27 protein-coding genes and 1 other annotated feature are annotated in these 25,559 nt (G+C 33.3%); of the genes, 4 read left to right on the top strand and 23 right to left on the bottom strand.

Annotated elements, in window-relative coordinates:
* Positions 1–171 precede the first annotated feature (171 nt).
* From ACEN4N_RS00340 to ACEN4N_RS00330, 3 genes are read right to left on the bottom strand one after another with little or no spacing between them, the layout of a single operon-like run.
* Positions 172–861, bottom strand: coding sequence for a 5'-methylthioadenosine/adenosylhomocysteine nucleosidase (locus ACEN4N_RS00340; protein ID WP_407089573.1), 690 nt, complete (start codon positions 859–861; stop codon positions 172–174).
* A gap of 26 nt (positions 862–887) precedes the next feature.
* Positions 888–1,328, bottom strand: coding sequence for a hypothetical protein (locus ACEN4N_RS00335; protein WP_407089572.1), 441 nt, complete (start codon positions 1,326–1,328; stop codon positions 888–890).
* A 1-nt stretch (position 1,329) separates the two neighbouring features.
* Complete coding sequence (locus ACEN4N_RS00330; protein WP_407093480.1) at positions 1,330–1,911, bottom strand: NUDIX hydrolase; 582 nt, start codon at positions 1,909–1,911, stop codon at positions 1,330–1,332.
* A gap of 223 nt (positions 1,912–2,134) precedes the next feature.
* On the opposite strand from ACEN4N_RS00330, the gene ACEN4N_RS00325 reads away from it, so the two are divergent.
* Both ACEN4N_RS00325 and ACEN4N_RS00320 read left to right on the top strand, forming a co-directional pair.
* Positions 2,135–3,148: a 5-bromo-4-chloroindolyl phosphate hydrolysis family protein gene (locus ACEN4N_RS00325; protein WP_407093479.1), complete on the top strand. Its 1,014-nt coding sequence runs from the start codon at positions 2,135–2,137 to the stop codon at positions 3,146–3,148.
* 6 nt (positions 3,149–3,154) lie between these two features.
* Positions 3,155–4,435, top strand: a complete 1,281-nt coding sequence (locus ACEN4N_RS00320) for a toxic anion resistance protein (protein ID WP_407089569.1) — start codon at positions 3,155–3,157, stop codon at positions 4,433–4,435.
* Between the two features lie 70 nt (positions 4,436–4,505).
* Here ACEN4N_RS00320 and ACEN4N_RS00315 read toward each other — a convergent pair whose 3' ends face one another.
* The 7 genes from ACEN4N_RS00315 to ACEN4N_RS00285 all read right to left on the bottom strand — a co-directional run bounded on the left by ACEN4N_RS00315 (position 4,506) and on the right by ACEN4N_RS00285 (position 8,814).
* Positions 4,506–5,609 carry a hypothetical protein gene (locus ACEN4N_RS00315; RefSeq protein ID WP_218931776.1) on the bottom strand — a complete coding sequence of 368 codons (1,104 nt, stop codon included), beginning with the start codon at positions 5,607–5,609 and terminating at the stop codon, positions 4,506–4,508.
* Positions 5,610–5,621: 12 nt separating this feature from the next.
* Positions 5,622–6,245, bottom strand: a complete 624-nt coding sequence (locus ACEN4N_RS00310) for an ATP-binding cassette domain-containing protein (RefSeq protein ID WP_407089568.1) — start codon at positions 6,243–6,245, stop codon at positions 5,622–5,624.
* A 250-nt stretch (positions 6,246–6,495) separates the two neighbouring features.
* The gene (locus tag ACEN4N_RS00305) at positions 6,496–6,762 is read right to left on the bottom strand and encodes a hypothetical protein (RefSeq protein WP_218931774.1); all 267 of its coding nucleotides are present in this window, start codon (positions 6,760–6,762) and stop codon (positions 6,496–6,498) included.
* A gap of 1 nt (position 6,763) precedes the next feature.
* A complete protein-coding gene (locus ACEN4N_RS00300) occupies positions 6,764–7,288 on the bottom strand; it encodes a hypothetical protein (RefSeq protein WP_407093478.1) in 525 nt (174 codons plus the stop codon).
* A 290-nt stretch (positions 7,289–7,578) separates the two neighbouring features.
* Entirely contained in the window at positions 7,579–7,875 is a 297-nt protein-coding gene (locus ACEN4N_RS00295) for a hypothetical protein (RefSeq protein WP_407089566.1), read from the bottom strand.
* 160 nt (positions 7,876–8,035) lie between these two features.
* A complete protein-coding gene (locus ACEN4N_RS00290) occupies positions 8,036–8,335 on the bottom strand; it encodes a hypothetical protein (protein ID WP_407089565.1) in 300 nt (99 codons plus the stop codon).
* 197 nt (positions 8,336–8,532) lie between these two features.
* Positions 8,533–8,814: a hypothetical protein gene (locus ACEN4N_RS00285; RefSeq protein ID WP_218931772.1), complete on the bottom strand. Its 282-nt coding sequence runs from the start codon at positions 8,812–8,814 to the stop codon at positions 8,533–8,535.
* Between the two features lie 426 nt (positions 8,815–9,240).
* On the opposite strand from ACEN4N_RS00285, the gene ACEN4N_RS00280 reads away from it, so the two are divergent.
* Positions 9,241–10,125 (top strand): helix-turn-helix domain-containing protein, encoded by an 885-nt coding sequence (locus ACEN4N_RS00280; RefSeq protein WP_218931771.1) that lies wholly within the window; start codon positions 9,241–9,243, stop codon positions 10,123–10,125.
* A gap of 189 nt (positions 10,126–10,314) precedes the next feature.
* Here the strand turns inward: ACEN4N_RS00280 and ACEN4N_RS00275 are convergent, their stop codons facing one another.
* From ACEN4N_RS00275 to lepB, 6 genes are all read right to left on the bottom strand, one after another.
* Positions 10,315–10,704 carry a DNA-binding response regulator gene (locus ACEN4N_RS00275; protein WP_407093477.1) on the bottom strand — a complete coding sequence of 130 codons (390 nt, stop codon included), beginning with the start codon at positions 10,702–10,704 and terminating at the stop codon, positions 10,315–10,317.
* An 8-nt stretch (positions 10,705–10,712) separates the two neighbouring features.
* Complete coding sequence (locus ACEN4N_RS00270; protein WP_407089563.1) at positions 10,713–10,952, bottom strand: response regulator transcription factor; 240 nt, start codon at positions 10,950–10,952, stop codon at positions 10,713–10,715.
* Entirely contained in the window at positions 10,949–11,317 is a 369-nt protein-coding gene (locus ACEN4N_RS00265; RefSeq protein ID WP_407089562.1) for a sensor histidine kinase, read from the bottom strand. The genes ACEN4N_RS00270 and ACEN4N_RS00265 overlap by 4 nt, the downstream gene beginning before the upstream one ends.
* Positions 11,318–11,858: 541 nt before the next feature.
* Positions 11,859–13,280 (bottom strand): lipopolysaccharide biosynthesis protein, encoded by a 1,422-nt coding sequence (locus ACEN4N_RS00260; RefSeq protein ID WP_407093476.1) that lies wholly within the window; start codon positions 13,278–13,280, stop codon positions 11,859–11,861.
* 185 nt (positions 13,281–13,465) lie between these two features.
* A complete protein-coding gene (locus ACEN4N_RS00255; protein WP_407089560.1) occupies positions 13,466–13,747 on the bottom strand; it encodes a hypothetical protein in 282 nt (93 codons plus the stop codon).
* A 583-nt stretch (positions 13,748–14,330) separates the two neighbouring features.
* Positions 14,331–14,849: a signal peptidase I gene (gene lepB / locus ACEN4N_RS00250; RefSeq protein WP_407089559.1), complete on the bottom strand. Its 519-nt coding sequence runs from the start codon at positions 14,847–14,849 to the stop codon at positions 14,331–14,333.
* Between the two features lie 410 nt (positions 14,850–15,259).
* On the opposite strand from lepB, the gene ACEN4N_RS00245 reads away from it, so the two are divergent.
* Positions 15,260–16,126 (top strand): helix-turn-helix domain-containing protein, encoded by an 867-nt coding sequence (locus ACEN4N_RS00245; protein WP_407089558.1) that lies wholly within the window; start codon positions 15,260–15,262, stop codon positions 16,124–16,126.
* A 234-nt stretch (positions 16,127–16,360) separates the two neighbouring features.
* On the opposite strand, the gene ACEN4N_RS00240 is transcribed toward ACEN4N_RS00245, so the two are convergent.
* The 7 genes from ACEN4N_RS00240 to ACEN4N_RS00210 form a co-directional block, all read right to left on the bottom strand.
* Positions 16,361–17,413 (bottom strand): ABC transporter permease, encoded by a 1,053-nt coding sequence (locus ACEN4N_RS00240; protein WP_407089557.1) that lies wholly within the window; start codon positions 17,411–17,413, stop codon positions 16,361–16,363.
* A complete protein-coding gene (locus ACEN4N_RS00235; protein ID WP_407093475.1) occupies positions 17,410–18,570 on the bottom strand; it encodes a hypothetical protein in 1,161 nt (386 codons plus the stop codon). Before ACEN4N_RS00235 ends, ACEN4N_RS00240 begins: the two co-directional genes overlap by 4 nt.
* Before the next feature lie 13 nt (positions 18,571–18,583).
* Positions 18,584–19,525 carry an ABC transporter ATP-binding protein gene (locus ACEN4N_RS00230; protein WP_407089773.1) on the bottom strand — a complete coding sequence of 314 codons (942 nt, stop codon included), beginning with the start codon at positions 19,523–19,525 and terminating at the stop codon, positions 18,584–18,586.
* 150 nt (positions 19,526–19,675) lie between these two features.
* On the bottom strand, positions 19,676–20,326 hold the full coding sequence (locus ACEN4N_RS00225) for a response regulator (protein ID WP_407093474.1): 651 nt from the start codon (positions 20,324–20,326) through the stop codon (positions 19,676–19,678).
* The gene (locus ACEN4N_RS00220) at positions 20,316–21,095 is read right to left on the bottom strand and encodes a sensor histidine kinase (RefSeq protein WP_407089770.1); all 780 of its coding nucleotides are present in this window, start codon (positions 21,093–21,095) and stop codon (positions 20,316–20,318) included. Before ACEN4N_RS00220 ends, ACEN4N_RS00225 begins: the two co-directional genes overlap by 11 nt.
* 491 nt (positions 21,096–21,586) lie before the next feature.
* The gene (gene ileS / locus ACEN4N_RS00215; RefSeq protein WP_407089769.1) at positions 21,587–24,379 is read right to left on the bottom strand and encodes an isoleucine--tRNA ligase; all 2,793 of its coding nucleotides are present in this window, start codon (positions 24,377–24,379) and stop codon (positions 21,587–21,589) included.
* A 49-nt stretch (positions 24,380–24,428) separates the two neighbouring features.
* Positions 24,429–24,650, bottom strand: a binding site (T-box leader).
* Positions 24,638–25,525 carry a DivIVA domain-containing protein gene (locus tag ACEN4N_RS00210; protein ID WP_407089768.1) on the bottom strand — a complete coding sequence of 296 codons (888 nt, stop codon included), beginning with the start codon at positions 25,523–25,525 and terminating at the stop codon, positions 24,638–24,640. Its footprint overlaps the feature before it by 13 nt.
* Between the last annotated feature and the right edge of the window lie 34 nt (positions 25,526–25,559).

The following is a 25,559-nucleotide window of genomic DNA, read 5'->3' as shown; positions in this document are numbered from 1 at the left end:
TATCTCTTCGTCCTTTGGAATAATCTGTTTTATTTATGAGTTTATAATAAGATATATAATCTTTTAAGTCAAGAGTTTTAATTTTATTTTAATAAATAACGCTATTGAAGTTTTGTTAATCCACAAAAATACCTCCTAATTTCTTAGGAGGTTTTGTCATTACATTATATATTATAAGGCTGCAACAGTTGCCATCACCATTGTGGCAGATACTTTACCTGCAGTAACAATGAATTCATCGAATGTAACTGAAGCTTCATCATTAGCTGAATCTGAAATCGCACGAATAATAACAAATGGGACATCCATAACATACGCAGCTTGAGCAATCGCAGTAGATTCCATTTCAGCTGCTCGCGCTAACGGGAAATTATTTAATATTTCTAACTTCTGTTCTTGTTTAGAAACAAATTGATCACCCGAAACAATTTGTCCGATATAAGGTTCTAAGCCAATCTCACGACATGCATTTTGAGCTATTCTTACCATTTCAGTATCTGGATAATATTGCGCTGGCATTCCAGCCATTTGTCCAAGCTCATAATTAAAGCCGGTTACATCGACATCATGATAAGTTAATGAATGGGCAATTACAATATCTCCAACTTCTAAGGCAGAGTCCAGTGCTCCAGCTGATCCTGTATTAATAATATGTGTCACATTAAATAATTGCTTTAATAATGTCACTGTGATTGTTACGTTTACTTTCCCAATCCCTGATAATACGAGAACAACTTCTTTGCCTTCCAAATTACCTTTAATAAATTCTACACCGAATTGCTCAGTGTGTTCTTGATTTGTAATCGTTTTTTTTAACTCGCGAATTTCTTCTTCCATCGCTCCAATTAGCCCAATAATCATAATTATTCCTCTTTCTTTTATGTATTTTATAGTAAGAATGCAATGACTAACACGATAATTAATAATACGCCAACAATGATAATACCATTGTTTAAGAAGCGATCAATCCGTGCATTATACTTCGCACGTCTAGGCATTGCCTTGTTTTGACTCGTTATTGATTCTTCTTGCTCGTCATTATCTTCTGTATATTCTTCTGGTATTTCACTTTCATAATTTGTTTCATATGGAATTTCTTGTTCATCATTTGCATACCTTTGACTTCTTGTTTCATATTCAGGATTGAAGTCATCTTGTTGCTCTTGATAATAGGAGTAATCCTCTTCACTCGGCCACTGATTCTCCTCATATGTTTCATCTGGATTGTTTTGATACTCACGTGTTTCATCAAATTCCAGCTCTTCTTCTTGATTATTATCATAATCTAAATAATCTTCATAGTCATTATTTCGTTTTCTATTAAACATTTTATTCACCCTTTTGATATAGCCAGTAATTTAAAGCAAGTGCAGTCTTCATATCCCTCACTTTGTCATTATCGAGCATTGTCTTCACTTCTTGACGATTATATTCAACTAATTCAATCTGTTCGTCCTCATCTTGAGCAAGTGGATTTTCGACTTTAATTAAGCCTTCCGCAACAAATACGGTTACCTTTTCATTAATAAAGCCTGGAGACACATAATAACTCCCTAATTCCGTCCAATCGTTCGCCTGATAGCCTGTCTCTTCTTCAAGTTCACGTTTAGCTGCTAGGAGTGCATCTTCTTCTTTACCCTCAATAAAATCTCTTAAACCCGCAGGTATCTCAATAATGTGATCGACTACTGCAGGTCGATATTGCTTCACAAGTATTGCAGTATCACGCGGTGTGATCGCTAAAATACCGACTGCTGATTGATGATTAATTAATTCACGGTAAGTAAGTTGCCCGTTCTCTAATTCGATTTGATTTCGATATAATTGTAAGATTGCCCCATCATAGATTAATTCACTTTCTTTTAAAGCTTCATCTTGTAAGAATGGGATATGTTCTGGATTCGAATACATCATGTACCTCCTAATAAATATAAGACAAATTGTAGCGCCTCTTCCTGTATAATACAAGTAAAGACTTCAATCCACCTTTCATTCTTCTCTAACTGTAAGTATAGACATGTTCTGTGTGTAATGCATGACTTTTCGGTTAAATTTATATGCCCAATATTTAAATATGGGTCTCTAGTCCGATAAATGATTCAATGCTCTATGATAAACTTTAGTTAAGATGAACATGAAAAAGAAAAAATTAAATGGAGGATTAATTATGAAACGACCACATACAAATAAATCAAGTCGCAAGAACAGAAATGTTCCCATGATTATTGTAATTTTACTATTTCTTGGGATACTGCTATCCGGCTCAACATTTTCACCCTATTCACTTATTTACCTAGCCATCGTCATCGTTATGACCCTTGGCTCAATTTCAACATTATCACGTCTATATAACCATCTAACTAATGACAGTCCTCATGTCTTACAAACCATTGTCTATTTATTTTCGCTTTTAAGTCTTGCGGGGGCAGGTCTTAATGCGATTTTTGAAGTTGATTATCATATGATAAATAATATAATATCACTCTTTATCTTATGTCTAACCACCCTTTTTGGGTTTGGAGTTATGACTTTTATCATTGATAAGATATTTGTGAATCAGCCAAAATCTTTTACTAAAAACCCTTTTTATAGATCCAAAGCAACAGATAAAATTCAACATTATCAAGAAGCTGGTTTATCTAATGAAGAAATCTCATACTTTAGAGAACAATTAGCCCAAACACGCGAGCATATTATCTCGATTGAAAAACAAATGAACGCTACTGCTAAATTACGTGCCATTGATGTTAGACACAATACGATTGAAATAAGTAAGCAATTCTTTCAAGATATTGTCAAAGAACCTAAACGCTTCAGTGAAGCCGGAGATGTTATATACCGTATTCTCCCTTCCATAGATGATTTAACTGAGAAATACAATGAAGTGAGCGAACACATTGCTAAGAACAAACAAACGTATCTGATTCTAGAAAAAAGTGCTCAAACGATTGAAGAATTAGCTGAACGCTTAACTGAAGATTATATTAGCTTCCACAAAGCAACTTACCAAGATTTAGATGACGAGATTAATTTAGCTAACCGTACTTTAAATCGCCAGCAAGCAAATGAACCGTCTAAATCGGTTGATGAAATATTAGAAGATTGGAATAATATGGACAAAGATGATGACATCGAGACGAAGGAGTAGAAAAATATGACTGAAGAAAAAGACTTATTCGACGAACTATTAGAACAAGAACACGGTTCTATCAATGATCCCGTTCAACCAACGCAACAAGAATCATCTGAATTTGATGAATTACTAGCCAATCCCTTCGATGAAACTATCGAGCAAACGCTAGAAAAAGACCTAGCTGATCAAGAAATGCTTGCTAAACGTCAAGTATCCAATGAAAAGTTAATTGAACGTTTACCAGAGCATCGTCAAAAACAAGCGCAAGACTTAGCTAAGCAAATTGATGAAGCGAACATGGGTGCCATCATCGCTTATGGATCAAACGCTCAGAAAAAATTAAGTGAATTTTCTCGTTCAATACTTCAACAAGTCCAATTAAAAGATACGGGAGAAGTCGGTGATGTTCTTACAGAGTTAATGACTAAACTACAAGAATCTGACCCACGTCAACTAACGGCTGAACCAAACATCTTCCAACGTGTATTCAAACGTGTAAAGAGTTCAATTACTGAAACTCAAATGCGTTACCAACAAATTGGGAGCCAAATTGACCGTGTGGCCATTCGACTTGAACGCGAAAAAACTGAATTGCTTAATGACAACCAAATGCTTGAACAATTCTACAACAAGAATAAAGATTACTTTGACGCTTTAAATGTCTACATTGCTGCTGGAGAAGTTAAGATGGAACAACTTCAAAACGAAGTCATCCCAGCAGCTATCGAAAAAGCACGTCAGTCTCAAGATCAAATGGAAGTTCAAAAAGTGAACGACTTAAATCAATTCTTAGACCGCTTGGACAAGCGAACACATGATCTACGCTTAACACGTCAAATGACTATTCAACAAGCACCACAAATTCGAATGATTCAAAACACGAACCAAGTTCTGGCAGAAAAGATTCAAGTATCCATCCATACGGCTATCCCATTATGGGAGAACCAAATTACGATTGCCCTAGCCTTACTTAGACAACAAAACGCGGCCACATCACAACGCCAAGTGTCTGAGACAACGAACAACTTGTTACTTAAGAATTCTGAAATGTTGAAACAAAGCACTGTCGACATTGCTCGTGAAGCAGAACGTGGTGTCATCGATATCGATACCTTACGCAAAACGCAAAGCAATCTAATTAGTACTTTAGAAGAGACATTAGAGATTCAACAAACAGGCCGTCAACAACGCCGTTTGGCAGAGCAAGAATTGCTTGAGATGGAAAATGACCTACGTGATAAATTATTAGCTATCTCCAATGAGCAAAAAAGACAACGCCAAGATAACCAAACTGAATATTAATAAATAAAATACATCAATTCATAGAGATTTGCTCTCTTATGGATCGATGTATTTTTTATACTAGTTAGCATTACATATCTTTTTGTTTCTTCAAATCTTTTATAAGAATCATCGCAGCTAAGACAACAATCCACCCCACAACCACTATAATACCAGTGGTGAAATTCAAGTTTAAATTCCCCAGCAAGAATGCTGATTCGTAACTAATTATGGACTTCGCATCCAAATACAAGAAAGGAAATAAATGACTTATACCATATAATGGCGGAACTAAAGGTATCACTAATACTTGAGAAAAGACAAGCAATAACATTACAAAGAATAAATAAAGACGATTACGGATATAATCAGAAAGCAACAAAACGAGTAAGACTAGTAGTACTAACAATAAGAAATGTAGGATGATACTTCCTTGTAAAATGGTCAACGTATCATAAACATGCATTGATATACCATCTTTAGCATAAGCTACGAATGGATAGTCTAAAGACCCTACCCCGGAGATTAACGAGGAAAGACCAAAGCTTATTAACATATAAAGTAAGTAACTGATTACAGAGTAAAATAAAGCAGTGGTGAATTTACTCATTCTTAATTCTGTTAACTTAAGTGGATAAGTTAGATCAATATTGAGATTACGTTTATAAGAATCAGTAAACAAACTTGCCATTATTAGTATTAAAGAAGGGATTAATAAGTAAGGAATCAAAGAATTGGCTGTCGAATATGTCATAAATTGAAAGCCTTTTGTTGGAGAATGAACTGAGTCATATTGCAGGTTATGCTCTGCAAGTACTTCAAGCTCAGCAATTGATTCATCCCATTGTCTTAATTCGCTATCATTATTCGTTGTTCTCACTGTAATATCTCTTACTCTGTGTAATTTTTCAATTCGCGTCTTGTAGGCTTCAGAATATTGACCCGATTCATAATAAGCTAAAAACAGTTCATTATTTTCAATCTGTTGTTCAATAGATGCGATTTGTTCTTGATTCGTCGTCGTAGCTAGTTGCTCGTTCATAGCCCCAAGCTCTGATTCAACAAAGAGAGCTAGCGTATTGGATAAGGTATTAAAATATAACAACACACCCATAACTACCCCTAGAACCACTAATAAGATCAAGTTGAACTTATTCCGATAAATCTTTTTACTATAAAAATCTAATAATATCATAGCTTACCCTCCTCACTGATCTACGAGATTCAATTGATGGTTTTCAATCTCATACACTGCATCACACAATTCAAAAATAGTATCATGATAGTGTGAGGTAAATACAATGAGTTTGCCTGATACTTTTTCTTTTTCTAGCCATTGTTTGAATAAAATAACAGCATCTTTATCTAAGCCATTAGTCGGTTCATCCATAATCAGATATCTTAACGTAGAAAGTGCATATAAACTTAGCAGTAGTTTTTGGCGCATCCCTAAAGAATATTTGCCAATCTTGCGATTAACATAATCTTCCATACCCCAATAAGATACCACTTCTTTCAACTCTACTTCAGACTTCCATAATTTTGAATATAGCTTAAGGTAGTCCATTGCTGTTAAGTTATAGTCAAACCACTCAGAATGTTCAAAATACATTACCTTTTGAAATCCACTCTGAGCCTGCGTTACGTTTGAACCACCTACCTCAATCTTCCCTTCATACTTGATTAGCCTTGCAATAGCACGAAGAACTGAGCTCTTGCCGGAACCATTAGCTCCAACAAGACCATAAATCTTCCCTTCTTGGAATGTAACACTAACATTCGTTAGAATGGGCTCTTCAAATTGAATGGATACATCCGATAACTGAATCATTGATGATACCTCCCCTGATAATACTGACAAGAAACAATTTTAATGAACATTCTTAAATTTAGTAATTCCTATTCTCCATTGTCTACTAATACAATTATATAGTAATAGTATTAAATATCATCTTGAATGTACCAAATCACTCTAAAATGCAACAAAACATTTTGTGATCAACTAAAGAATAGTTGTCACAATCTATTAAGTTTGTAAATATTCTTTATAGTACTAATCATTGAATAGTTATATGAAATTTTTAGTTATATCTTGAATAAAAGTAATTTCTTTTGTGAGTGATATAAGTTAAATTCTCACTAATAAAATTGTCAGCAATTTCAGTGATGTATGCTGAGGCAGGCACAAAAATCCATGTATACCCATAATTTCTAGTATTACCAGTGAACTTATTATATTCATAATAGTAAGAACTTATAACCTCTTTTGTAACTTGTGCACTAGCTGAAGTAGCTCCTACACTTGTAATTGTAACTAATACAAATAATAAACATAGTAATTTTTTCATTTTAATTCTCCATCCTTTTCTGATTTTTAAAATTGTTCGTAAAAATTATCGAAGATAATAAAACAATATAACCTGTAATCACTAATATACCTGTTTTAAAATTCAAATTTAAATTACCTAGTAAGAAAGCTGATTCATAACTAATGATGGACTTCGCATTTAAATAGTAGAAAGGAAATAAATGACTTATTCCATATAAAGGCGGAATTAAAGGTACAACTAAAACTTGAGAATAGACAATCAGTAAAATTACAAAAAATAAATAGAGACGATTACGGATATAATCTGAAAGCAACAAAACAAGTAATACCAATAGTACTAACAATAAGAAATGTATGGCAATACTTCCTAGCATAATAGTCAATGTATCGTAAACATGCATTGATATGCCATCTTCACCATAAGCTACTAATGGGTAATTAAAAGACCCTATTCCAGAAATTAATGAAGACAACCCAAAACTGACTAACATATAGATTAAGTAACTGATGATTGAATAGAATAAGGCAGTGACAAATTTACTCATTCTTAATTCTGTTAACTTAAGTGGATACGTCAGATCAATATTAAGATTACGCTTATAAGAGTCAGTAAACAAACTAGTCATTATTAATATTAAAGATGGAATTAACAAATACGGCACCAGAGAATTAACTGTTGAATAGGCCATAAAGTTAAATCCTTTGGTTGGGGTAAAGACAGAATCATACTCTAGGTTATGTTCAGCCAGTGCTTCTAACTCCGCTATTATCTCATCTAAAACCCTTAAATCGCTTTCAATATTAGTAGTGTTAGCACTAATTTCTCTAATCTTGACTAATTTTTCAATTCGCGTCGCATAGGCTTTTGAATACTCTCCTGATTCATAATATGAAAAAACCGCTCATTATTTTCTATCTGTTCTGTAAAAGCTGCATTTTGTTCTGCGTTATTAGCTATATTGCTTTGCATCGCTTTTAAATCATTTTGCTCCATCTTAACAGTAGAAATCAGTGAGTTGGAATTGTTATTAAAATAAAGTGAAAGTCCCATAATTACAGCTAAAATCACCAATAGAATCAAATTAAATTTATTACGGTAAATTTTTTTACTATAAAACTCTAACAATATCATGGATTATCCTCCTCACTGCTCTACAGGCTTCAATTGATAGTTTTCAATCTCCTACACCGCATCACACAATTCAAAAATAGTATCATGATAGTGCGAAGTAAATAAGATTTGTTTTCCTGATATTTTTTTCCAGCCACCGTTTGAACAAGACAACTGTATCCTAGTTTAAGTCGTTAATCAGTTCATCCATAATTAGATATCTTGCCGAGGAAAGTGCACATAAACTTGGCAGTAGTTTTTTCCGCATTTCTAAAGAGTATTTGTCAATCTTTCGATTGACATAGTCTTTCATGCCCCAATAATTAATCTCTCCATCCAAGTCAAGCTCAGACTTCCATAATTTTGAATATAGCTTATGGTAGTCCATTGCTGTTAAGTTATAGTCAAACCACTCGGAATATTCTAAATACATTACCTTTTGAATAGAACTTTGAGCCTGCGTTACGTTTAGACCACTCACTTCAATCTATCCTTCATACTCAATTAGCTTAACTATAGCATTAAGGACTGAGCTCATTCTTGAACCATTGGCTCCACCAAGACCATAAAAATTGCCCTCTTGGAACGTAACACTAACATTTATTAGAATGGACTTTTAAATTTAATGGGTATGTCTAATAACTCAATCACTGATGACACCTACTTAAACTACATAAATCACCAATTATAATTATTAATTTTCTCAAACCTAATGTAATTCCATCCCTCTTCTACAATACGAGTTATCGTTGAAGATATATATGCATTATCTGGAACATCGCGATATAAATAATTATGATAATTTGTAAGATTTCCAGTAATTTTGTTTTCATCATATCTATATGATATGAGAACTAATTTAGCAGATACCGTTGTAGTGAATGTCCCAAGCTGAATTAATGTTATCGCAAGAATTAATAATCTAAATATTTTATAATTGTTACTTCTTAATTTATTCATCTTTTTCCTCCTAATGTACATTCAGTTACTTATTTTATCGATTACTAATAATTATCTGAACTTTTTAATGACAATTGGCATAGTTCTAATTAAATATTTTGAATAGTATATTGAATTCTAAGTTACATTGAACTAAGAAAAAGTAGAACCAACATCAACCTTCTCCTTGTAATATATTATTAAAGATCTTTTTAAGTCATAAATGTTTAATAATATACGGGACATAATCATCATCATCCATTGGAAATGATATTACTTTTGAATAACTAGTGATATTGAGAGTGACTAATAAAAAACAGACGGCAGTAAAAAACTTAAGCTTGATTATATTATCCTTCCTTGACATTTTATAAATTCATCTTATCATAAGTATTATTAACATATTCTAATATTTGACTATAGTTCAAACGCAAAGGAGTATATATCATGCAGCATATTGGTCCACTCTTTAAACGAATTCGAAAATCGAAAGGCTTAACTCTTGAAGAAGTTAGTAAGGATATTGTATCTGTCTCTTTTCTTTCTAAATTTGAAAATGAAAAAAATGATATTTCTGCCTCCAACTTATTAGCTTTACTTCAACGATTAAAAGTTGATCCCAAAGAGTTCTACCGTTTAGTGTCTAATTATAATTCTACACCGATTCAAGAATTTATTGCGAGTTTAACACCCGCTTTTCGTAATGATGATGTACGCCTACTTAATCAAAAATTAACTGAGCTTGATGAGAATAAAAATAAATATGATTCCTTATTCTATACTCACTACAAAATCCTTATAACTCACTTTATCGATCACTTAACTGATCTACCCATCAATCAAACAAATACAAACACAATCATCAATTATTTGATGGCCAATGATTACTGGGGGAGCTATGAAGTATATCTCTACACTAACTTTATTAAGTTTATCCCCTTAGATATTAATAGGCTTCTCTTAAAGAAAGCTAAGACATCTGCAGCCAATTATGTTGATGAAGGAAATTATAAGCACTCTGTTGTTATCATCCAAACTAACTTCATCAATAAATTAATTAAGGAACGAGAAACATTTCTAGCAATTGATATGATTAACGAACTGCTTGATGATTTAAACAATACACCTTATTTCTATGAGATCAATAAATTACAATACCTAAAAGGCAAAGCAATGATTGCGCAAGGCAAGATTACTGAAGGCAAAAAATACACAGACCGCGCTATTGATATCATCTACCAGTTTAATAATGACACATTAGGTCGGGCTTATGAAAAAACAATCAATAATTTGATAAATTCTGTTGAACTTGAACTAAAGGAAAATTCCTAAAAGAAGAAACTACTAACTGCTTATTAATATCTAATACAACATTTTTGTATCCTACATTTTTTAGTAAGCATCAATTTCAACAAATCCGATTGCATCCTCTCTTTGCATCAAAAAAATCTAGGTTACTCAACCTGAATACCTAGGTTCCTAGCTCATCAAACAAAAAAAGAAGCAATCACTTGGCTCCTCCTACTCCCCCATATTCTTAAAATAATAAATCGCTAGTTGTGTGCGGTCTCTTAATTCTAACTTCTCTAATAGGTTCGATAAGTAGTTTCTGATTGTTCCTTCTGAGAAGTGCATTTGCTCAGCAATTTCTTTATTATTTAATCCTTGGGCTACCCAATGTATTAACTCCACTTCTTGTTCACTGAGGGATTGATGTTCTATTTGATTCTGCCCTTCTTTTTTCTGATCTGAGGATAGAAATGATGGAATCTTTGCGACAATCTCATCTCCGTATACTCTATGTCCGTTAGATACAGCTTCAATTGCTGGTATTAAGCTATCGAAGTCTGTCTTCATTAAGTAACCCTTAGCCCCTATCTTTAACGCTTCAATTATATACTCATCTTCCAAGAATGTAGTTAAGTAAATAATCTTAGCATTAGGGTTCGCCCTGCATCAATGCCATTCATAATCGGCATGCGAATATCTAATAAGACTATATCAGGATTGTGTAGTGGATATAATGTTAGTGCATCTTCCCCAGTCTTACCAGTTGCTACTACTTTATAAGGATTGTCATTGTTTTGAGTGGCCATCTCGATAATGGTCTTAATACCATTTGTTACCATCGCATCATCATCGATAACTATAATCTTCATTCTTCCATTTCCTCCATAGGTATTGTAATGAATATTCTAAAACCTTTCTCATTGCTTATAAATAGCGTCCCATTTAACATTTTCACACGTTCTTCCATATTCAAAAGTCCGATCCCCTCTGATTTTAATGGGCTATCTTTATGACTGGAATTCTTCCCATTATCTAAGATAAGTAAAGTCCATTTATCAACTAGTTCAATAAAGCGAATGGTTACAGCGGTCGCATCAGAATGTTTATTAATATTCGTAAAGGCCTCTGTCACGATCGTAACAATCGAATGTGTTAGTTGATTAGTCAGAGCTTTAGTATTACGGTAAGTAAAGTCAACCGGTGCTGTGGTGAAAGATTGGATGATTTGCTGCAATTCTTGTTCTAAGTTAATCGCAGACTCTCTTTCAGTATGAATGACAGACTTGACATTTTATAATTGCCCTTTACACTAATAAGATATCAGTTATCCAGGTATTCAAAATAGGTAAAAACGTCCTATTAAAAGTGCAGCGGTCAATAATATCAAACCAATCCATGTCATTCGATTCATGATGTCCTCCATTCTATTTTACTAAAATCATTACCTATATTAGCATTGATATAAACGTTTATTACAGGCGATATCTAATCGATCGATGTGGTTATGATATCCACTGCTGCTAGAAAGCATGCCACTCATCTACAGTGCCCTTCTTCCTCAATTAGATACGGTAGGAAATAATAAGCCTCTCTTATTAGCGATGACCACCCTCCCACTAATCAATAGAGCCATTCCATTGTTAAAACGCTTTAACATCATATTATAAATAATATAGTTTATCCAATTTTTTCACGAATAACTTCTCGCAACTGATGGGTTACTTATTACCTACAATTCTAACTCAATTTCCTATCATCAACCATTAAACAAATACTCATTTTTGTTTAAGCACTTTGATAAAATATTTCAACAAATTTTTATTTATTTGCGTTGAGGCAAGTAAGTATACAATGATGCCTAATGAAATTTCTAAGATTAACTTATAGTACATACTGATCGTTAAAAAATTTATTGGGTAAACGATGATTAACATCACAATAGCTGAAGTTAATGAGGGTAATGTTACCATAAACTGCTCAGAGAGTGTAAAATTAATCAATTTCCTATTGGGATACGCATTGATAAACAATTCAATAATTCTCTCTATCAAAGTTCCTAAAGCGATATAATAAGGCCCATATGGGAGAGTAATAATAATCAGTAATAAACCAACGACCCTTTTAGTAAATTCCATTTTTACAATTAAATCGCTTTTACCAAGTGCCTTAATTGACTGTAAATTTAATGAAAGTAAGGGCCATAAAGCATACGTTATCGCAAATACCCTTAAATACGGTACCGCCTCCAGCCATTCGTCCGTTAATATAACAATGATTAACGGCTCAGAGACTATAAATAAACCAATACCTATGGGATAAATAATAAAAGCTGAGACTTCCATCGTCTTTTTTATTATATGCTTCATTTTGCTGTGTTCATCTTGTAATGAAGATAGCGTTGGAAAAATAATACTTTGTAAAACTTTATCAAAGTTTGTGACGACTGATTTTGGTATTAGCTCACCTCTTTGATAAAAACCTAAATCTTCGGTACTATATACTTTTCCAATTAATAATTTTCTCAAATCCAAATAAAGACTGTAGATTAAGTTACCTGCCAATATACCAATCCCAAATTTAAACATACTCCTAAGGCGATTCAGTGAGAATTTAAGATTCACTTTAAATTTAATGATACGATTTAATAATATCGGGGTTAAATAACTACTTATAATTTGCTGTATCACTAAAACCCATATACCAAAACCATTTAGTGCTAATACAACAGCAACACCACCAGAAATAAACAAGGACATCGAGCTTGATAAGAAAAGTGGTTTGAAATTCTGATTTCTAGATATATAAGCAATTTGGATTGAATTGTAACCTAGTGGAAACAATACAACGCCTAAAATTCGAATGATTGTACTGAGTTCATTATCATTGTAAAAGTTTCCTATAATGGGAGCCAATACATATAATAATAGATAAAAAAATATCGACACCAATACACTGAATACTAGAACTGTTGAATAATCTAATGCATCCACTTTCTTCTTCTGGATTAGTGCAGTATTGAATCCACCTTCTATGAAAACTAAAAAAATATTAGTGAATACTAATATTATAGCCATTCTTCCTAGAATTTCAGGACCAAGTAATCTAGCTAAAATGAGTTGCATGGATACTTGTACAGCCTGAGCTCCACCTCTCTCTAGTAATTTCCATACAAATGAATTTAAAATTTTTCTATTCAATATTATCTTCCTTTATACATTATTAAATCAACGCTTCGCAATTTATAATAGTATGTTTTTTTCTAAATCAATTTTTCATAAACCCTTTATGTTCTTAATCTTAACATACAAAAAGATTAGAACTTGGTAAAATTCAAATTCTAATCTAAAACTGATTAATAAGGAAAAAAATCGATTACGCTTAATTATTCTGATTCAGGTATAACACTATATCCTACTGACGGTCCACCACCTTTTGGATAAACCCATCCAGAATATTTATAAGCATTGTAAAAAAAGTCATTGCTCACTCTATCATTAAAATATAATGTTCCATATAGCCCATTTTTATCGTAAATAATGCTTGAAGGTGGAAACCAAAAGGTTTCATATACATTTACGTAAATACCTTGACTATTCGGAACGGAATTATTTACTTCACTTGAGGATTCAACTTCTTGAGCACTTACAGTTTCAACCTCATGCACTGGCATTCCTACCAGAAAACCTATAATCCCCAATACTAATACTATTTTTTCATGTTCTAGTCTCCTATCTCATTTTTATTTAATTACAAATTTATAGTTATATATTCAAACTGAAAAATAAATATCTTGAAATATAAGCTGATTTTGAAAGTAATAGAAGTATCTAAGCTCCTTCAGCCACTCAAGAATAATATCTGCGTAAGGATCCATTTTCTTGGTTCGATTTTGTAATGTATATGTCCATTCAGTCATTTCCTCAAAGTCTTTTTCTAGATATTTTCTCACCGTATCTCGATTTACGCAACCTTTCGTTCAATTTGACTTTTGTTGAATCCCAATCGATGCAATCGATGGATTTCGTGATAAATACTCATCTTTTTTTCGTTCACCTTTCATCATCCAATTCAATTGATACTGTAAAAGTATAACTGAATTATTTTTTTATGAAATAAAGTGCCGAAACTTATCTAGCAAATATTGTTGAATCTAATTTAGCATTAACATTTGTGCTCCTCTTGAATATTTTTGTGAATCTCTAGTATACTTTTCTATGTAAGTTTAAAGTATTACATGGTTTATTTAGTCATTTTATTAAATTTACTTTATTTAATGGCCAATAAATAAGTAATGCTTCTGATAAAATATTTTCTTTAGGTATAGTTCCCATATCTCTACTATCTTTTGAATTTCGCCGATTATCACCTAGGACAAAATATTCATCATCAGGTACTTTTTCAATAATAAGATCTTCTGTAAACTGCAACCATTCTTCTTTTTTAGTTTCTAAATATGGCTCTGTTACCAACTCATTGTTTATATAAAGTTCATCATTTTTGTATTCAATACGATCACCTGGTATTCCAATAATTCTTTTAATATAGTACTTATCTAATTCTGGAACATCCATAATGACTATATCAAATCGATCGATTTCAAAATAATTTGTTCCAATTACCTTCTCTCCATGTTCTAATGTATAATCCATTGAAGCTCCTTCGATACTATAGAACGGAAATATAAGACTTCTAATAATTATGAATATAATGAAAATAATTATTAATATCTTATTTTCTAATATCGTATCTTTTATATAATCGAACATCAGAATTCTCCTTTTAAAATATATAATTTTTAAGTATAATTGTTAATGTATACTTTTGAATTTTCCTTCTATTGCAAAATTCAAATATCATCATTGAGTCGCATAACAATGATAACTAAATAACAATAAACCTGTAACAGTTATACTAATGTGGAATCAATAAAACTTTATTCCTCAATATTACTCATTCTGGGAGCACTATTACTTCGTCATCATCAGTAGGTATAAATTGGCCATTTTGAAACCCATCAACAGAAATTAAACACACTAAAATCAGACAAATAAGCTTTAACGCCTTACTTTTAATACTTACACCTCTTGAGTTTTAACAACTCTATAGTATCATGCAACCATTTTATGATTTTAATAATTTAATTTTACTTTAATTTATTTGGGAAGGATAAATTCATATGCAATCATTAGGACCAATTTTCAGAAATTTACGATTAGAAAAACAATTAACTTTAAAAGATACTGCCAAAGGTATTGTTTCACAACCATTTCTTTCAAATTTTGAAACTGGTAAATCTGGCATTTCAGCTGATAAATTATTTGCTTTACTTCAAAGGTTAAAGGTAAGCCCTGAAGAGTTTTATAGATTAGCTTCATTTTACAATTCTGTTTCAATATATGAGTTTTTAAATAGCTTAGCCCCTGGATTAGTAAATGAAGATATTTACTTTTTGAATAAAAAATTAGAAGAATTAAACGAAAAAAAAGAGAATTTCGACAGCATATTTTATACTCATTTTAGAATATTTATTGAACAATCTATAAATTTATATAGTAATACACCATTGAACACATCTGAAATCAATATTATTAGCCAATATCTCCTATATAATGACAATTGGGGTAATTATGAAATACATCTTTATGCTAATTTCATTAAATTCATACCTTTAAAAATAAATAAAATTTTAATAAAAAAATCTAAGAAATCTGCTAGCCAATATGTTGGAAAAGAAAATTATAAACATTCAGTAGTTTTAATATATATAAATTTTATAAATCATTTAATACGAGAAAATGAGTTATTATTCGCTAATGACTTAATTGATAATATAATGAAAGATTTGATTAATACCAAGTATTTTTATGAAATAACTAAACTTAACTATTTAAAAGGCAAGTTAACAATAGCGCAAGGTAATATAGAAGATGGACTTAAAATCGCTCAAAAATCCATAGATATCATGTATAATTTAGAGGCTTTTTCCATTGCACAGGCTCATAAAAAAGCATTAAAAGATTTTATAGATTCTCTTGAGAGTTAAAGTAAAGTTATATTTTTATACTTACTTTTTAACTGTTAGATCAATTGTTTATTAGTCAGAGTGTAAAAATTGTGTCTCTATCGTTTTAATAACGACACATTAGGTCGAGCTTATGAAAAAACAATTAATGAACTCATAATTTCTGTTGAACTTGAACTAAAGGAAAATTCCTAATACATTCAACTACAAAAAAGTGTGACTTGTTTTTATTTACACAAGTCACACTTTATTTATCTAGCTTCTCACTAACCTTTCAACTTTAAAGCTTCCTGCAGTAAATAATACCAAGCCATATAACGCAATGACTGGAATATTCGGTAAGATTGCTCCTGTATCCAATGATTCGAACAACCAATAAAATGGTGAGACATATTCGAAAAATGACAAGCCTGGTATATCTATAATACCTATGCCTAAGAACACAAAGACGATTGATAAGACAATACCTACCATTAGGATGACTTGATCATTTTTAAATAATCTGAATAGTACCATCGTAAAGCCAGCGTTAAAGATGCAAAAAGCAAGAATTGCAGCGATTATCACTGGAAGTTGCGTTATTGTAATTCCAAATATCAAACAAATAAGCAAGATAACTAACATCGCAGAGATAAAATTATTAAGCGAGAAAGCTGCTAAAACACTGCCTAATATTTGCCAACTTCGTGCATTGGTTACAATACTTCGGGTTAAAACTCCATCACTTCTTAATTTATTCAAATCAGCACTCACTAAGCTACTTGCGTAACTCATAAAGAATATAGTCATAAAAACTACGATGACTAAATTTCCGTCAATGGGAGTATAACTTTGTTTGATACTTGGTTCAGCAACTTGAATTTTTTCAAAGTCTAACTCAGCTTCATTTAAAGCATTCTCTGTCATTACTTCACTCAATACAGAGGTAAATTCAGATTCAAAGAATATATCATTATTTTCTCCATTGATACTACGCGTTTTAATTCTGGAACCTTCCTCTGGAAAGTTAACGGGGATTTCATAAATCATCGCTAACTCACTTTGTTCCAATTGCTCAAAGGCCCTTTTAGAATCTGACGTAAAGTTAGCTTGTAAATTCTCACTCAGTCTTGGGTACACATTCTCCTCGACAAACTCCGAATCATTTACGATAACAAACTCTTCACTTAAGATTGCATTCGTATCAGAGGTGGTGATAAATAATAAACCACCGACCATAAATAACGGCATGATGAAAGACATGGAGATGAGACCAAAATTTTGGCATATGCGTTTAAAATGAAACCAAACTAATTGTATGAATTTCATATTGGTTTCAACTCCCTTCTGTTTCTCAGTTGAATAACTAAGAATATTAGTATGACACTAACCAATACAATTCCAACAGCAATGCCGATATTCGACATCCAATCGTTATTGAGAATATAGTCAATCATCGGTTGAGAGAAAATTTCTCGATAGTAATTTTGACTAAATATCTCTCCAAATTCCCCACCTATAAGACGGTCGATGGGTAGAAAACCTAAAATCATATATAAAGATGTTATGATAAGGTAAACTAAATTCACGTATTTATCTGGTATAAAATAATATAAAATACCATTCAATACTTGGAATAATAATGCATACACAACTATCCAGCCAAGATAAAACAAGGGATTCCCAACAAATGTCGTACTATCAATGAATCGCCATATGACCATATACAAACTAGCTAAAAATGTATACGTTAGTGTGTCTGAGATGATACCGTAAATAACGTCTTGTGCGGGGGTCAGTGGGAGCACGCCAATTCTTTTTCTTAGACCCTTCATATCTTCGTTTGTCTTTAGACCTATGCTTCCTGCTAGTGACAAAATAAAGATATAAACGAGGCCAGAAACAGAAATATACTGATTACTCGTTAAAGCTGATTGAGATTCATACTGTTCCTTTACAAATACTTGTTCACTACTCAATTGAGATGCGCGATTAAGAGAATCTATCAGTTCATCGACAGTGGCTTGATCTGACTTTGCTCCCAATTCTTCGCCTAATTGTTGTTGATTGACTAAACTACTTTGAAAACTTGTAATTAATTGAGTAAGTATTGCTTCTTCAGATGCTGAAGCATTTTCTTTAGATTCAATACTCACTAAAGTATCTTCTAAGCGTTGACTATATTCTGGTTGAAGATGAATAACAAAGTTTGAATCATCATGACTTTCTACGATGTCCACATATGATTGCATGGTCTCATTACTGAAAGCATCAATGAAGACTTGCCCCACCTCCCCTTGATCTTCATTATTAATACTGATTTCCACCGGATCACTTGTCTGTTCAGGAACAAAGGCTGAACTAAAGGAGAAGCCCATTAAGAGTGAGAAAAAGATTGGCATGGCAACATATAATGCCAGAATCGTCATCCATTGCTTAGCATTGGCTCGCATGTTTGTCTTAACGTAAGTCCATAATTGGCTCATTAATAAAACCTCCTTAGTCTCTTAATGTTTTTCCGGTGAGTTGTAAGAAAGCTTCCTCTAGACTTAAAGCTTCTTTATTTAATGTCGTTAGTTCAATATTTTCTTCATTAATTAAAGTCGTCAATTCCTTTGTATTAAACTCAACGGGATCGACAATTAAGTGGAATGAATTATTTTCACTCACAACTTGTTGAACTCCTGGCAATCTCGTCGATAATTTCTCTTCAAAATCAAGTGGCGCTTGCTCCACTTCGATAAACCATTTCACTGTATCTTGAACTAATTGCTTAATCTCAGCTTGAGTTCCATAACCAATTTGTTGACCATTATCTAATATGAATAAACGCTCACACAAGGCTTCTACTTCTTCCATGTAGTGTGAAGTATATAGAACGGTTGTACCGTACTCCTGATTCATATATTGAATAAATTCGAAAATCTTATTTCTTGACTGAGGATCCACCCCAACAGTCGGCTCATCCAGGATGAGAAATTTGGGTCTGTGAAGAATTGCGGCTGCGATATTTAACCGTCTTTGCATCCCACCAGAGAAAGTTTTAACTGCTTTTTTCGTATGTTCCGTTAACCCAACCACCTCAAGGGCTTCATTGATACGTTCTTTCAACAAATGACCGGATAAACCATAAAGTCCACCAAAATATTCCAAATTCGAAGTCGCATTTAACTCTTGCATCAGAGCAATTTCTTGAGGTACTAAGCCGATTTGTTCACGCACTTTTACAACATCTTGAGGAACCACGTGCCCATCGACTGAAATATCCCCTGAATTATATTGTGTCAGACCGGTAATAATATCAATCAATGTTGATTTCCCAGCTCCATTGGGTCCAATTAGGCCAAAGCATTCCCCACTTTCAATCTCAAAGGAAACATTATCTAATACTTGATCTTTACCGTAACTCTTATATATATTGTTAATTTCTACATAGCTCATAATTACCCTCCTCTTTATTTCCAACTTAAGTATAACTAAACATTGCTGTGTCAACTATTCACTGAGGTCACTGATTCGAGTGACTTTAGTCACTATTTTAAAAAACACCCTCAATAAACGCAGGAATTTGCATTTATAAAGGGTGTTATCTTAATTCATCAAGCCATTCTCATAAGCAAAAATAGCTAGTTGAGTTCTGTCTCTTAAATCGAGTTTATTTAAAATCGTACTAATATTATTCTTAACCGTTCCAATAGAGAGATATAAAGTGTCAGAAATTTCTTGATTATTTAAGCCGCTGGCTATAAGCAAGATCAGCTTAATTTCTTTCTCAGATAAATCAAAGTCCGTTCCATTAAAACTTTTACTTTGGAAGTTGGAGTGATTAGATAACATGGCTTGGCTAATCTTTCCGTCCAAAACGACATTTTCATTAAAAACAATACGGATGCCTTCATGAATCTCTTCATGGCTACTATCTTTGAGTAAGTAACCCGATGCTCCTAATTGCATCGATTGAGCGATGTACTCCACATCTTGGAAAGTTGTTAGAATTAATACTTTAATTTGAGGATGAGCTGCTTTAATTAACTCGGTCCCTTCGATCCCATTTGAATCTGGCATGCGAATATCCATGAGCACAACGTCCACCGGATTATGTTGGCAAAATATCGCCGCTTCTTTACCACTAGTCGCCTCTCCAACAATCTCAATATCTTCAAAAGAACCTAGTAATATAGCTAAACCACCTCTGATGAGTTGTTCATCATCAACAAGTAATACTTTGATTCTATCCGTCATAACTGCTGCCCCCCTTTGGTAATACGATTCTTACTTTAAAGCCTTTATTTAGAGCGGAATGAATCTGAACTTTTCCACCTAATAACTTCGTCCGTTCTTTCATACCCGTAATGCCCATTTGCGGTTTAATCGTATCCGTTCCTTTTCCATTATCCATCATCGTTAAGATAACCGTGGAATCCGTAAAGTGACATTGAATTCGAACTTCATCTGCTTGACTATGTTTACTACTGTTACTTAAAAATTCTTGAATCGCTCTCATAAATAATAACTCTTGTTCAGGCGATAAGCTCCAAAGTAATTGATTATTATTAAAATAAACTTTAATCGGACTATTATGCTCAAAATCTGAAATGATGTGGTGCACCTGCTCAATAAAAGCAAACTTTTGATAATGTTTAGGCTTTAATTGGTGAATCACTTGGCGAACATCTGATAAGCCTTCTTTAGTAAAGTGATGTAATTGCTTTAACATAGCTGATGCTTGTGGCATCTTTTCCTCTGTCAATTTCTCAATGGCTGCCAATTGGATGACGATGGTCGATAAAGTATGCCCTACCGTATCATGTAAATCCCTAGAAATTCGGTTCCTCTCATTAAGGGTATGAATTTCCTCCATCGCAATCATTTGTGCCTTTTGCTCTATCAACCGCTCTTCTTGCTCATCTGCTTGAGTGCGAAACTCATAAAGACTAGTTGCTTGTACTTCTAAGCGGGTTGCTTGTTCGGATAAATAACCACATATGATAACGATACTCACTGTGAACATTAAATAATCCACCTGCGGCCAAATCGTGAGCGTTGACCATATAAACCCCGAAACAATCGCCATTAAAGATAATATAAGTACAGTCTTTTTCCGTGAAAATAACTCTCTTAATTCAATTGTTAAAAGTCCTAGCATCAAATATGGAAAGGATGGCAGTAGCCATATATTGATTAAGGCTAAAAGACACAATACAACACTATTTATCTGTTTATATTGCAAACATTCCATATAAAACCAACCTAAATGAAAGCAAATAATCCAAATAAAAAACCAAAAGAAATTACTTTGCCAAAAACTTTCTAAAGGGAAAAATTGCCCCATACTTAAGATTAATAATATATATTTAATCACTTTCATACACTCACCTCATCTTTTACATATTTAAATATAACAGACGCCAAGTATGAATGGTAGATTTTACATAATTTCTAGATAAATAGAAATACCCCACCAGACAAAATCTGTCTAGTGGGGCAATTTAACTACTCTAATTATTCAGCTGCTTCCTCGAAATACTCTGGGAAGTGTGATTCTACGATTGAGAAACAACGGCGACATAATTCTGGTGCCGCCTCAATTGTTCCAACTTCTGGTCTTACCGCACGACAACGGTCACAAGTATGACCTTCTGCCGGCTGAACTTTAACACCAAAGCCGTCATAATCAACCACTGATTCGTCTGCTTCATCAGCTAATTTTAATTCTAAACCAGATACTATTAATAATTGGTCTAAATGATCACTTAAGTCATTCAATTGATCAATTGTCTCTTGATCTGTATAGACAGTTGCTTTTGCTTCAAATGATTTCTTGATTGGGTGTTCTTCATCATTTTTTGCATTTTCTAAACCTTTAGCAACAGCTGACTCCACTTTGAAGAAGACATCCCATTCTTTAACAGTTTCTTTGTCTTGAGAAACGTCTTCGAATTTAGGTAAGTCTTGTAATTGAACAAAACCTTCTGCTCCTGGTAATTCTTTCCAAGCTTCTTCCATAGTATGAAGTAAGATTGGTGATAATAATGGAATTAAACCTTCAAGAACTGTATAAATAACAGTTTGCATTGCACGACGCGCTTTAGATTCTGCCGCTTCAATATAAACGACATCTTTTGCAAAGTCTAAGTAGAACGCTGATAAATCAACAGTAATGAAATTAATTACTTTCTTGAAGATAGTAGAGAATTCATAATTTTCGTAAGCTTTTGTTACTTCATTAACTAAAATACGATATTTAGCAAGAATATATTGATCAACTTTTGCTAAATCACTTTCAGCAATCTTATCTGTTTCAGGATTGAAATCAAATAAGTTTGATAACATAAAGCGCACTGTGTTACGAATCTTACGGTATGATTCAGATACTTGTTTTAAGATGTCTTTAGAGATACGTACATCGTTCTCATAATCCACACTTGAAACCCATAGACGGATGATATCTGCACCTAATTCTTCTGTAATCTCCTCAGGTGTAATAACATTACCGATTGATTTACTCATTTTTTGACCTTTTCCATCCATAACAAATCCTTGAGAAAGAACTGATTTGTACGGTGGGAAACCATTCACAGCTACTGAAGTTGTAAAACTTGAGTTGAACCATCCACGGTATTGGTCTGATCCTTCTAAGTACATATCTGCAGGGAATTTTTGGTCTTCACGAACTTGTAATACCCCAGCATAAGATGTTCCTGAGTCAAACCATACGTCCATAATGTCATTTTCTTTAGTAAATTTACCATTTGGACTATCTGGATGAGTGAATCCTTCAGGTAATAAATCTTTAGGTTCTCTTTCAAACCAAACGTTTGATCCAAACTCTTCAACTAATTTAGCAACGTGTTCAACTGTTTCAGTTGTTAAGATAGGCTCTCCATTTTCTGCATAGAAGATTGGTAATGGCACACCCCATACACGTTGACGAGAAATTACCCAGTCACCACGGTCACGAATCATATTATACATACGACGTTCTCCCGAAGGATGGTACCATTTCACATCATTTTCAACTGAGTTTAATAACTCTTCACGGAATTTATTAATTGATGCAAACCATTGTGGTGTTGCACGATAAATAACAGGTTTCTTAGTACGCCAGTCATGTGGGTAGCTATGTTCAAACTTCTCATCAAACAGTAACGCTCCCGTTTCACGCATCTCTTCAACGATGACTTTATTCCCTTTAAGATAGAACATTCCTTCATATCCAGGTGCTTCATTTGTGAAGTGTCCACGGTCATCAATTGGAGAAAGAACATCTAAGCCATATTTTTGACCAATAATGTAGTCATCTTCCCCGTGTCCAGGTGCTGTATGAACGACACCAGTACCAGCATCTAATTCAACGTGGTCACCTAACATTATTAATGATTCACGGTCATAGAACGGATGTTGTGCAGTTAAACGGTCAAATTGCTCCCCTTTATATTCTGCTTCGATTGAATAATCTTCCCATCCAATTTTCTTAGCAACTGCTTCTAGTAAAGCTTCTGCAACTATAAATTTACGTCCATCTACGTTTACTAAAACATATTTAGCATCTGCTTTCACAGATAATCCTAAGTTTGATGGTAATGTCCATGGTGTCGTTGTCCAGATAACGAACTCAGCATCTGCTGGTACGACATCTTTGCCATCTTTTACTTTGAAAGCAACGAAAATAGAAGGTGACGTAACGTCTTTATATTCAACTTCTGCCTCAGCTAATGTTGATTCACTTGAAGGTGACCAGTAAATTGGTTTTAGTCCTTTATAGATATATCCGCGTTCAGCCATTTGACCAAAGATACGGATTTGTTGAGCTTCATATTCGGGTTTTAAAGTTAAATACGGATTATTCCATTCACCAGTCACACCTAAACGCATAAAGTCTTCTTTTTGATTTTCAACTTGTTTCAATGCATACTCTTCACATAATTTACGGAATTCAGCGACAGACATACTCTTACGGTCTACGCCATCAGCATTAACTAAGGCTTGTTCGATTGGTAAACCATGTGTATCCCAACCAGGAACATAAGGTGAGCTATATCCAGCCATAGAATGGTAACGTACAATAAAGTCTTTAGTTACTTTATTTAATGCATGCCCCATATGTAATTTACCATTCGCATACGGAGGTCCATCATGTAAGATCCATGAAGGACGTCCTTCATTTTTCTCTTGAATTTTCTCGTACATGTCAGCGTCTGCCCATTCTTTTTGTAATTCTACTTCTTTAGTAGGTAAATTTGCGCGCATGGCGAAATCTGTTTTACCTAAATTTAATGTATCTTTTAGTTTCATTATTATCTCCAATCTGATTGATTTATTAAAAATAAAAAACGCCCCCTAAAAAAGGGACGTTATAAACGCGGTACCACCCAAATTAATAAGTTATCTCTAAAGATGACCTATTCACTCTACATGTTAACGCTATTTAAGCGGTTATGATTACTTACTTTCACCATAACAAACACAAAGATGATATTAATCAAAGGAGGGACTGCCAAGCTTTCACCACTCTTGACTCGCTAAAAGTATCCTATGATTAACTTGTTCTTATTAATCTTTTGGTAATTCAATTCTAATTGTTTGTCCTAATACACTTTCACGACGTTGAGCTGCACGTTTTTCGCGTTCAGCTTCAGCTTGTGCTTCTTCATCAATCATCGCTTCTAATTCTGCGTGTCTAGAATCAACTTCTTGCTCTTCTGGCTCAACATTATTTAATAACTCATCAAGATTTAAATCAACTCGTGTCGCTTCAGTATCTTCATGATCAGCTACACCAATAGTTGCCGGATAATCTACTTCTGGAGTAGGTGCTGGCGCGTTTTTGATTTCTTCTTCAACAAAGCGATCATTTGTAATTTCATGCGCTGCATTAAAATCAGCACTGTTCTCTTCTTCAAGTCGATCTACGCGTTGATTTACACGTTGATTTGTTGCTTCATGGAAGTGATCAGGATTAAATTGTGATTCAATCTCTTCATCAAATAATCTATGATACTCTTCACTCGTTACAACTTCAAGTTGTTGGCGAATCATTTGCTCTAATTTAGTGCGGTAAGATTTGCTTGAGCGACGTAATGCATCAGATTCAGTAACAATATTTTTAGCTGTATCAGACGCGTTATTAATCATACGATCCGCTTCTCTTTCAGCTTCGAATAAGATAAGTTCTGCTTCTTTACGAGCGTTTTGTTTCAAGCGATCTGCTGCTTCTTGAGCGACTACAATCGAACTGTTTAATGAGTCTTGCAATTGTGCAAAGTACTCATTTTTTTCTTTTGATGCTGCTAAGTCTTTCTTAAGTTCGTTGTTCTCCGCAATCATCTTTTCAAAGTCCGCAACAATTATATCTAAATAATCATTAACCTGATCTGAGTCATATCCGCGAAACTTCGAATTAAATTCTTTATTTAATATTTCGTTAGGTGTTAATACCATGAATTTACAAATCCTTTCAAATATATTCAAGTTA

Origin of the sequence: Ruoffia sp. FAM 20857, assembly GCF_045528645.1 — a bacterium.
In the GTDB taxonomy this organism is placed as follows: Bacteria; Bacillota; Bacilli; order Lactobacillales; family Aerococcaceae; genus Ruoffia; species Ruoffia halotolerans.
Note: the sequence above shows the minus strand (reverse complement) of the source record. Positions and strands in the feature narration are given on the sequence as shown.